Below are 2,280 nucleotides of genomic sequence, written 5' to 3'. Positions count from 1 at the left end.
GAAGCTGACAATCCACAGTTTGAAGTTGGTGATACTATAGAGTCCATTGCTAAATTCACCCCTACAGTGTCATACACTCTAAAGTCATCTATAGCAACGTCGCCATAAAAAGAGGATCCTTTTATGGTCCAGAATCTAAATGTGGTGATTCCTAAACCTTGGTAAGCACTCAAATCTAAACTTCTCAATCTGAAAGTATCTGTGTTAGCTGTTTGCTGTTGACCGATAATGGTATCTATATTAATCCACTGTCCTGCGGAATCAATATCTAATCCTAATGCTATGATGCTCTGACCATACATGTGATACCAGTAATCTACTCTTGTTGAGCTATTCGCTCCATTTACAGGAGTAACATCTATACAAGTAGACTCTAGGTAGATGGTATCTCCGGTTGTTCCTGAAGAAGCCTCACTATAAATATAAGCTCCAACACCATTACGCGGTGCACTTGGGCCTGTGCTACTAGAACTAGTAGAACCTGTTTCTGCTCTCCAATCAAAAGCTCCTGCATTCGTTGGGGTCCAATTAATTGGTGAGAAATCAGTTGCTCCATCTGTTAACACATCAAATGTTTCCAAACTTGGATTTGAACTCGAGGCGGTATTAACGATACTTGCAAAGATCGTATCATTCGTTTGAATGTTATCTCCCGGCAAGTTTACAAAGGCTTTCACTGTATGTGGCCCTACAGCTGATAAGTTAGCTGTCTGGGTAAAGGTATACGTCTGTGTAGCCGATGATGCCAATGGACCTGCGATTGTAGCTGTCACAAATGCTCCTCCATTTACAGAGAATCCTACAGTAAAGTTGGTGGCTGCATTTTGACCTGAGTTTAATATTTCAATCGTAACATTTTCTGCATTGGTTAAATCACATGCTGAAACTGGTGACTGAAGACTAGTTAGACCTATCTCTAATGCGGGTGGAGAGAATTCATCTGCTCCCATATCTACAGCTGTTGCTCCTGCTGCAGGTCTCACATCTCCATCTATATCGGTCATCACTCCTACTGTATTGTCTCCTGTATTACTAACCACACCACTGATCACGTGTAGGTCTGTTGGATAATTCACAAACTGTGGTGCCCCTTGAAATGAGTTCGCATTGAAGTTGGCGTTAGCACTAACATAGGCTTGCAAATTAGCATATGTGGTACTGTTCATCGATAACAAGGTGTTTCCTGAGGTATAATAAGCATTGTGATCCATCATACTCATGAATCCGTCTGCTATATTAGTTCGCACAGCGAATGACCCATTGGAATACATGATATTGTTTCGAATATCGTAGTTCCCTATTACAATCGTTGTACTGGAATAAATCTGCAATGCAGGAACTGTAGAACTATTGGATACAATCGTATTGTGATAAATATCTGTACTATCGATGTAATACATATATAATCCATAATCATTGTCTGAATAGATCATATTATTGATCACTTCATTTCTTCGTGTTTGTACAAAAAGCTTACTGAAGTCATAAATATATGCCCCATAGTCTAATGCTGCGATTTTATTCTCATTAAACTTGAAGTTAGGAGTATAATACATGTACATTCCATCAGCATTCACATTCCCTCGTGCGATCATGTCTATATCATTACCGATTACTTCTGTAGAATCTCCATAATAGAAATATGCTCCATAGTAATATTGGTCTCTAAACTCGTTGTTCAGCACTTTGGTTCCAATTACCGGTGTAGCTGTTGATCCGTAAACTCGGATTCCATAATACCCTCCTCTAATCACATTGTTTGAGAAGGTATTGTAGTGGGCTATGGCTCCAGTAGTATGGCTAGATGATGATCCAGAAACAGATATTGCATAGATTCCACTTCCTGTGCTTGTTGCATCTACATTAACTATACAATTGGAAACAGTGTTGTGATTTGCATTTGCTACAATCACTCCTGAACCTGCTGTTCCTACATATTCAAACGTCATATTCTTCACTGTCACATAATCCACATTGGATAATGTTAAAGCGGCAAAGTCTGGTGTCGTTACAGAAACTATGGTAGTGGATGAATCTCCTCCATCAATGGTTAATGTATTTGTCGCATCCAACCCTACAACATCTGACAATTCTAATGGATTAGAGTAAACTCCTGCTGCAACATTCACTGTTGTAGGTCCACAAATTCCATAATTAGACAATTGTTGAGACAACAATGAAAATGATGTAAAGTTACTTGCACTTGGAGCTAAATTAGGATCTAAAGTATAAGTTCCTGATAATCCTGTACGTAACCCTTGTAAAGCTAAGGTGTCATCC

The 2,280-nt window shown here is 39.2% G+C and carries 1 protein-coding gene; it reads right to left on the bottom strand.

From position 1 onward, the window contains the following. On the bottom strand, positions 1-2,280 hold a 2,280-nt coding region (locus tag GQN54_RS13645), incomplete at both ends, for a right-handed parallel beta-helix repeat-containing protein (RefSeq protein ID WP_207554906.1).

This window comes from Acidiluteibacter ferrifornacis, assembly GCF_009909615.1.
Classification (GTDB): Bacteria; Bacteroidota; Bacteroidia; order Flavobacteriales_E; family Vicingaceae; genus Acidiluteibacter; species Acidiluteibacter ferrifornacis.
The sequence above is the reverse complement of the archived record's forward strand: the minus strand, read 5'-3'. Positions and strand labels throughout refer to the sequence as shown.